Origin of the sequence: Phenylobacterium sp. (assembly GCF_037968635.1) — a bacterium.
GTDB lineage: Bacteria > Pseudomonadota > Alphaproteobacteria > Caulobacterales > Caulobacteraceae > Phenylobacterium.
Genome location: NZ_JBBKVV010000142.1, coordinates 1 through 7633 on the forward strand (window position 1 = coordinate 1; position 7633 = coordinate 7633).

Annotated in this window: 5 protein-coding genes and 1 pseudogene; 3 read left to right on the forward strand and 3 right to left on the reverse strand. The window is 65.5% G+C overall.

The window, feature by feature from the left end; genetic code table 11:
- Nucleotides 1–519, forward strand: a pseudogene (locus AAC997_RS16740) (hypothetical protein); the annotation flags it as partial.
- A 166-nt stretch (nucleotides 520–685) separates the two neighbouring features.
- Here AAC997_RS16740 and AAC997_RS16745 read toward each other — a convergent pair.
- The 3 genes from AAC997_RS16745 to AAC997_RS16755 form a co-directional block, all read right to left on the reverse strand.
- Entirely contained in the window at nucleotides 686–2575 is a 1890-nt protein-coding gene (locus AAC997_RS16745) for a hypothetical protein (protein ID WP_340646843.1), read from the reverse strand.
- Nucleotide 2576: 1 nt separating this feature from the next.
- The gene (locus AAC997_RS16750; protein WP_340646844.1) at nucleotides 2577–4406 is read right to left on the reverse strand and encodes a tetratricopeptide repeat protein; all 1830 of its coding nucleotides are present in this window, start codon (nucleotides 4404–4406) and stop codon (nucleotides 2577–2579) included.
- A 253-nt stretch (nucleotides 4407–4659) separates the two neighbouring features.
- Complete coding sequence (locus tag AAC997_RS16755) at nucleotides 4660–5286, reverse strand: tyrosine-type recombinase/integrase (protein WP_340646845.1); 627 nt, start codon at nucleotides 5284–5286, stop codon at nucleotides 4660–4662.
- Nucleotides 5287–5446: 160 nt separating this feature from the next.
- Here AAC997_RS16755 and AAC997_RS16760 point away from each other — a divergent pair, with 160 nt between their 5' ends.
- Together AAC997_RS16760 and AAC997_RS16765 are read left to right on the forward strand one after the other, a co-directional pair.
- Nucleotides 5447–6886: an IS1182 family transposase gene (locus AAC997_RS16760; RefSeq protein ID WP_340646846.1), complete on the forward strand. Its 1440-nt coding sequence runs from the start codon at nucleotides 5447–5449 to the stop codon at nucleotides 6884–6886.
- A gap of 289 nt (nucleotides 6887–7175) precedes the next feature.
- Nucleotides 7176–7633: chemotaxis protein CheB (locus AAC997_RS16765; protein ID WP_340646847.1), on the forward strand; the 458-nt coding region annotated here is incomplete at its 3' end.

Consider the following 7633-nt stretch of genomic DNA (forward strand, 5'->3'; position numbering starts at 1 on the left):
ATCGAAGCGACGGCCGAAAGTGCGCCGATGGGCGGACCCTATGATTTAGCGACTGCCGGGGCGAGCATCCATTGGATGGACCATGCATTGCTGTTCCCCCGCCTTGTTCAGCACTTGGCACCAAAGGGGATCGTAGCGATCGTTGGCGGTGACGAGCCCCACGACCCACCGTGGGCGAACGGTTACAAGGCGATGATGGCAAAATGGATTCCAGCGATGGGCGGACGATACGATCCCGTTGGCTTCAGCGCAGCCGTTCACGTCCACGAAGCCTGGATGGATATAGCTGGCCGAAAATCCTTCACGTCGACAATCACTCAACGAATAGATGACTTCATTGATGGTGAGCATTCACGCGGCACCTGGGCCCGGTCCAAAATGGGGGCTCGCGCCGAGCAGTTCGACGCCGACATGCACGCTCTGCTGTCGCCCCATGCACAGGACGAGGTGCTGACCTTTGAAGTGGTGTGTGGTCTCACCTACGGGCGGCCGCGAAGCTCGCCAAAGCCCATCCAGTAAGCCAAAGCTACAATCTTTCGAGACATTTGAGCGCTGAAGCAGAGTCCCCTGGTTCCGTTCTCTTGCCACCCTTCTCTGACCTCGACAGGGTCCGCTATCCGGCAATCTGGGGAACGGCTGCTTGCGGCGACGGCGCTTCGGGCCGTTCACGACCGAGGCCGGAAGTCTAGTTGGTCCGCTTTCGGGTCACGTTTTGCAACTCGGCCCGTTCCACCGACGTGAGGTCGAGGGCGGCTGCCTGGGAGAACTGCGCCTTGGCTTCGGCGGCCTTCCCCAGCTTGGCCAGCGCCTCGCCCCACTTCAGGTGCAGGCCGCCCCACCTCGGAGTCAGCTTGGCGGCTGTCTTGTAGGCCTTCTCGGCTTCCCCCCAACGGCCCAGCCGGGCGAGAGCATCGCCCTCAGACTTGAAGGGATCAGCCAAGTGCGGCTGCCGCCTCTGCGCTTCCTTCAACAGGGGGAGCGCTCCAGCTGCGTCCCCCCGCCTCAAGCGCGCTTCCCCCCAATAGAAATGCGCCTGCGGCAGCTCGTTCAACAGGCGCGACGCCGCGGCGAAAGATCGCTCCGACTGTGCAACATCTCCCAGAGCTGCGTGAACGCGTCCGGCCCAGTAGAGGCATGTGTCGCAATCGGGGGGCGGGACCGGCAAGCGAGATCGTGCGCCTGCTGCGTCACCCACCTCTGCGTGCGCGAGGACGATTGCGTACCAGGCCACGGAGACCGCCCTTTGGCTCGGGGGCAAAAATCCTGAAGCCTCCAATTGCGGCTCCAGGGCGACTACGGCCGCCCAATCCTCACTGAGCACCAGCAATGGCAAACGTGAGAATCCTTCATAGCCGGGTGGATCGACAGTGCTACGGAAGCGCGGCGCAGCCATTCGTGCGCGAGCAGCTGGGATGTCGTGCAGGGCCGCCAGCGTCGCGACGAAGCGGGTGTCGACCTGACGCCCAAGCATATCGGCGTAGAAGGTGTTTCGATCAAACCTTTGCCGATGTGCAAGCGCCGCCTGAAAGTCGGCTTTGGCGTCGGCGAGTTGCGCCTCCGTAAAGCTGACGTCTCGCACCTCGCGGCGGAGTTCCCTGTTCGGATGGGTTCGCCCCAGCTCAATTGCCCGTCTGAGATAGGCGACTTGCAGTTCAGAGTGACCGAGATTGCCCTCGTAGGAAGCGAGCTGCCCCCACTTGCGGCCGTCTTGCGGGGCCAGAGCTACGGCCCGCCGCTGCAAGGCGGCGGCGGCAGGCTGGTCGGTAAACTGCAGCCAATAGCCCCAGGAATGATACGCCTGCGCGCGTTCAGTCTCGGGCCCCGATCCTTCCGCAAGCTGCCGGAACAGTTTGAAGGCGGCGGGACGGTCTCCTTGCATCGCCAACCATCCAGCGTATCGCTGCGGTTGGGTTTCCCGGTAGAGGCTGTGAGCGACTTGGCGGCTTAGCGCCTCCAGGTCGGCCAGAGGTCCCTCCACCCGGACAGCCTGCCCGGCCGCAAGACGCGCGCGGATCGCAAGACCGTTCGGTGTACGGAAGACCTCGCCAGAGATGCGGGTCTCGTGGCCTAGCCAGGTTCTCAACGCCGCCTGCAGGTCGCCGAGGTTTACGCCGGAACCTGGGATCGCCAAGCTTATCTCTTGTCGGTCCCCGCCACTGTAAGTCGGGTCGTTGGCAGCGCCCGTTTTTCGGGTGTTGAGTCTTGCCAGTTCATCCAGAACTTGGGCGGCGACGGCTTGGCCAGTTATTTGGCCCGATAGCTCCGGCGGCACGCCGAATGGCTCGACCACGACGCCGTTCGCGCGGCTAGCCTGCCACGCCATGACGCTCAGCGCCATCGCGGCCGCTACCCCGGCGACGCCGGTTAGCACCCTCAGGGCGAACCCGGCGCGCTCGCTGGCGATCTGCCAGCCGATCAGCCGCTCCTGCTTTTCCAGCACCCGATAAGCAACGCCTTCAGGGGAGCGGCCCTCCGCCTCCGCCTCCATGGCGATCTCGATAGGATCGGGGGTCGTCGGCGCGGGCTCGGCTTTCAACCGGTTCCGCTTCGGAGTGTTGCTCGGAGCGCGCGCCATTTCAGACCCCATGCGCCTTAAGCGCGGCGCGATCCGCCGGTGACAAATCCATCGTCGCGGCCGCGCGCCACTTCGCACGGGCCTCCTCGGTCTTGCCCAGCCTGGCCAGCGCGTCGCCCCACTTCAGGTGCAGGCGGCCCCAGCGGGGGGCGAGCGGCTGCGCCTTGCGAAAGGCTTCCTCGGCGGCCTTGTCGTCGCCCAAGGCCAGCAGGGCCTCACCCGACCAGGCCGCCGGGTCGGCAAAGCGGGGCGCGAGCTTCTCGGCCCGACGGAATATCTGAAGCGCACCTTGGGCGTCCCCTCGCCCCAGCCGCTCGCGGCCCCAGTACATCAGTCCGGTGATCTGCCCCGGATAGAGCCGGTCCATCGCGCGAAACGCCCGCTCGGCTCCGACGGTATCCCCCTGGCGCGACAGGATCATCGCCCGGGTCACGGCGCACGAGAAGCAGTCCGCAGCCGTCGTCGCGATCACCTCGCGCGCCGCCTCCGGCTGGCCCAGTTGAACCAGCGAGAATGCTTCCAACGCCAGTATCCTCGGACTTGCATCGCCTTGCGCCCGCAGTGCGCGCGCGATGGCGAGCGTCACCGGCCAGTTTTCTGCATTGAACTCGGTCGGCGGATACGGCCTCGTGGCGAGCCGTCTCGCGGCCGTAGTCTCGTGCAGGGCGGCCAGATAGGACGAGTAGGTGTTACGATAAACGCCGGTCGAACCGGCGTTGGCGCGCCCCACGTGGGGCCGCAGCAGCCGCGCTGCCGTGTGATAGTCGAATTCTGATGCGGCCAGGTTGGCGCGCATGCCAGCCCGGTACCAGTCCGCAACCGCCCCGGGCTCGTGGCCAATCCGCTTGAGCGCCTGCCGGTTGAGGACGATGCCGTCCCGCTCATCCCCCAGCGCAGCTGCAACGCCGGCAGCGTTCTGCAGGGCGAGCGACCCTAGCAGCCGGTTCGGCCCCTCGGCCGCCCGGCGGAACCACTCGATGCCCTCAGTTGGTCGAAACTCCGAATAGGCCGTGATCATGCCCAGGGCATTGGCGGCCGCCGCCCGTGTCAGCGGATCATCACTGGTCTGCAGCACCTGGGCCAGCAGCGGCTTGGCCTCCGTCCAGCGACCCTCTCGGGAGAGGTATTCCGCATACTGGACGGGCCGTGCCTGGTGGAACAACGCCTCGCCCGCCTGTCTAGCTAACTCCGGCAGCTGCTCGGCTGAGCCTTCCGCCGTCACCGTACGGCCCACGCCTGTCCGCGCCGTTATGCGAACCCCTGTGGCGGTCTGCACGACCTCTCCGGTCAGGTGGGTCTCGTGGCCCAGCCACCGCCGTAGCAGGCGCTGCACGTCGTCCAGCGAGACGCCGGTCTGGGCCACCTCGATCTTGGTGTCCTGGGTCCAGGCGTCGGCAATGCGGACCGATTGCAGCGAGTTGGCGGCCCGGTCTAGCTCGCCCAGCCGGTCCAGCACGCCGCGCGCAACCACCTCGCCAGTCGCGCCGCGCGAGACCAGCGCCGGGGGTACGGAGAAGGCCTCCACGACGAGCCCATCCGACCGGCTAGCCTGCCAGGCCATGGCCGCCAGTGCGCCCGCCACCGCCACTCCAGCAACGCCGGTCAGCACCTTGAGGGCGAAGCTGGCCCGCTCGCTGGCGATCTGCCAGCCGCCAAGCTTGGTCTGGGTGCGGATCAGCCGCAGCTGTTCGGTCAGCAGTTGGTTCGCAACGCCGTGCGGCGCTTGGCCCACCGCCTCCGCCTCCATCGCGATTTCAATGGGATCGGGCGTGGTGGGCGGGCGTGCCTTTCGCGAGCGTTTCGCCCGCGGCGTCGTCGTTTCATCCGCCATGAACGCGGCCCCCAAACCGCAGCCGTAACGGTGTTCGACTAGGGGGGGAACGTCAACGGCTGAGCTTGGACCGTCTTGGGCGCTCGCGGCCGTCAACCACCCCTCGCTGCCGTCAGCAGGGTCCGGTTTCCGGCGATCAGGGGGAATGTCTGCTTCCGGCGACCTTGCTCGGGACCGCTCACGACCCATCTGGGTCGTTCACAACGTCCGCTTGGCGGACCGGGGTCGCCCACCAAGCGGTACGCCGGTACGGTCAGATTTCGATCTGCTCTGACAAGGCAAGGGCGTCATCCACCTCGATTCCCAGGTACCGAACCGTGCTCTCTAGCTTTCGATGACCTAGGAGGAGCTGGCAGGCGCGGAGATTGCCGGTCTTCTTGTAAAGCAGGGCCACCTTGGTTCGGCGCAGGCTGTGCGTGCCGTAGGCGCGGGGCTCCAGGTCGATCATGGTCACCCACTCACCGACAAGCCTGGCGTACTGACGCGTCGTCAGGTGGTCGCCGGGACGCGAACGGCTAGGAAAGAGCCAGTCGTCCGCGCGCTTGCCCCGCAACGCCAGCCACGCAGATAGCGCGTCCCGGCTGGCGTCAGTGATCTCGAACGGTACGGGCCGGCCCGTCTTCTGCTGGATGACCGTGGCACGGTCCCGCATTATCCCGCCGGGCGCAACATCACTGACCCTGAGCTTGACGAGGTCGCACCCACGAAGCTTGGCATCCAGAGCGCAGTTGAAGAGCGCCAGGTCCCGGACTTTGCCCGCGCTCCTCAACTGGTGGCGAATTCCCCATATGTGTTTGGGCTTGAACGGGGGCTTTGCCCCAATGATGCGCCCTGAATTCCAGGGCCGTTTGGGCATGCGAAAGAGGTCGATTTGAGCCATGGCTCACCTCCGACTGGCAGCGCCCACCCAGCCGGCGGCATCCTACAGGTTCATTGGGAACACGTCCGATTGCAGACGTTCCGAATGTCGCCATAGGGTGGAGGCTGTGTGAAAACAGCGAAGCAGCCTAGATTCCGAAGCATCAGCTTTGGGGATCGCGATGAAGCGCTTCGTTGAGGGTGAGGATCGGCGTCAGGGCACGCTGCTTCCCGAATGCCTTGAGGACTATGTCTCCGAGGAGAACCCGGTCCGAGTGATCGACGTCTTTGTCGACGAGCTGGATCTGCAGGGCCTTGGCTTTGAGGGTGTGACGCCCGAGGCGACGGGTCGGCCTGGCTACCATCCGGGCCTGCTGCTGAAGATGTACGTGTATGGCTACATCAACCAGATCACGTCGAGCCGGAAGCTGGAGCGCGAGGCGCAGCGCAATGTCGAGATGATGTGGCTGACGGGCCGCCTGGCGCCCGACTTCAAGACCATCGCCGACTTCCGCAAAGACAATGGTCCGGCGATCCGGGCGGGGTGTCGTCGGTTCATCGCGCTGTGCCGCAAGCTGGATCTCTTCAGCCATGCGGTGGCGGCGATCGACGGCAGCAAGTTCAAGGCGGTGAACACCCGCGACAAGAACTTCACCCGAGCCTCGATCCAGCGGCGCATGGAGCAGGTGGAGGCCAGCATCGAGCGCTACATGGCCGCTCTGGAGACGGCCGACCGCCTCGAGGGCGAGATCGCCCGGACCAAGTCGGTGCGGCTCAAGGAGAAAATCGCTGCCCTGCGCGAGCAGATGAGGGACTTCCAGGCCCTGGAGGTCCAGGTACATGCCGCGCCCGACCAGCAGATCTCGCTCACTGATCCCGATGCTCGGGCCATGGCCACCAACGGCAAGGGCACAGGCATGGTGGGCTACAACGTCCAGACCGCGGTCGACGCCAAGCATCATCTGATCGTCGCCCATGAGGTGACGAACGTGGGCAACGACCGCAGTCAGCTCGCGAACATGGGCGCGCTAGCCAAGGCGGAGATGGGCGTCGAGAGCCTCGATGTGCTGGCCGACCGCGGCTACTTCTCAGGCGAGGAGGTGCTGGCCTGCGAGACCCTCGGCGTGATCCCCTATGTGCCCAGACCGCTCACCTCAGGCGCCAAGGCCGACGGACGCTTCGGCAAGCAGGACTTCGTCTACATCCCCGAACAGAACGTCTACCGCTGCCCATCAGGCCAGGTACTCCCGCACCACATGACGACGGTGGAGAAGGGGCTGACGCTGCATCGCTACTGGGACCGCGCAAGCTGTCAGGCCTGTCCCCTGAAGGCCCGGTGCACGCCAAGCAAAGAGCGACGTGTCACGCGCTGGGAGCATGAAGCGGTGATCGAGGCCATGCAGGATCGGCTCGAGCGTGCCCCCAAGGCTATGCGCATCCGCCGGGCCACCGTCGAACACCCCTTCGGCACCCTGAAAGCCTGGATGGGGGCGACGCACTTCCGGATGCGGAGGCTTGAGAACGTCCGAACGGAGATGAGCCTCCACGTCCTCGCCTACAATCTGAAGCGGGTGATCGCGATCATCGGCATGCAGCCACTGATGGAGGCGATGCGGGCCTGAGGAGGCTGCCGCCTTTATGCGGCTGAGCCCGCTCTTCGGCGGAAATAGCGAACCAGCCGCTACGCCAAATCCGGAGCCACGCAGCGCGCGCGCGTTTACACACAGCCTCGGTGGTGAGCGGACGGAGGCCACCGGCTCGACAGCTGACATTCTGGGTAGCAGCACTCGGTGCTTTCAGAGCCGGTTTGAGCGAGGTCATTGCCTTTGCGGCAATCCGGGCCGATTGATAGCCATGGCTAAGCCCAAATCGACTCTAGGCGCCCGGCCTGCAGCGGCCCAGGCGTCAGCCGTGACGGCCACTTCGGGCGGAGGACCAGTCGACAACGGCCCCGGGCGCGCGGGCCATCTGATCGTCGGCATCGGCGCGTCGGCTGGCGGTCTTGACGCCTTCCAGTCGTTCTTTTCCGAGATGCCCTCCGATAGCGGCATGGCGTTCGTCCTGGTCCAGCATCTGGACCCGGACTACAACAGCGCCCTGGCGAAGATCATTGGCGAATATACGGCGATGCCCGTGGTGAAGGCCGTCGACGGAACAGTCGCGGCTCAAAACACCGTCGCGGTAATCCCACAGAACGCGCTCCTGAAGATCGAGGGCGGCGTTCTCCGCGTAGCGCCTCCTGAGACACCCACCGCCCGGCAGTCCTCGATCGACACCTTCCTTGTGTCGTTGGCCGAGGACCAGGGTGAGAACGCCGTCGGGATCATTCTGTCGGGGTTTGGCAGCGACGGCACGATCGGGGTCGAAGC